This window comes from Pseudomonas sp. ICMP 8385 (assembly GCF_002699915.1).
Taxonomy (GTDB): domain Bacteria; phylum Pseudomonadota; class Gammaproteobacteria; order Pseudomonadales; family Pseudomonadaceae; genus Aquipseudomonas; species Aquipseudomonas gessardii.
In genome coordinates, this window is record NZ_LKBY01000028.1 from 1 (window position 1) to 536 (window position 536).

2 pseudogenes are annotated in these 536 nt (G+C 59.4%); both read left to right on the top strand.

Annotation, left to right across the window (positions count from 1 at the left end):
• Positions 1–418, top strand: a pseudogene (locus AO268_RS05475) (IS5-like element ISPsp1 family transposase); the annotation flags it as partial.
• Between the two features lie 2 nt (positions 419–420).
• A pseudogene (locus AO268_RS33060) lies at positions 421–536 on the top strand (transposase); the annotation flags it as partial.

The window sequence follows — 536 nt, forward strand, 5'->3', positions numbered from 1 at the left end:
CTGGTTCGGCTACAGCGATCCAGCGATGGAGGAAGCGCTGTACGAAACCACGATCCTGCGCCAGTTTGCCGGGCTGAACCTGGAGCGCATCCCCGACGAAACCCCCATTCTCAACTTCCGCCGCTTGCTGGAGAAACACGAGCTGGCGGCCGGCATCCTCGCTGTCATCAATGGCTATCTGGGCGACCGCGGCCTGTCGCTGCGCCAGGGCACCATCGTCGATGCAACGCTGATCAATGCGCCCAGTTCGACCAAGAACAAGGACGGCAAGCGCGACCCGGAAATGCACCAGACCAAGAAGGGAAACCAGTATTATTTTGGCATGAAGTCCCACATCGGCGCCGATGACGAATCGGGTCTGGTGCACAGCGTAGTGGGCACGGCGGCCAATGTGGCGGATGTCACCCAGGTGGACAAATNAAGGACGGCAAGCGCGACCCGGAAATGCACCAGACCAAGAAGGGAAACCAGTATTATTTTGGCATGAAGGCCCACATCGGCGCCGATGACGAATCGGGTCTGGTGCACAGCGTAGT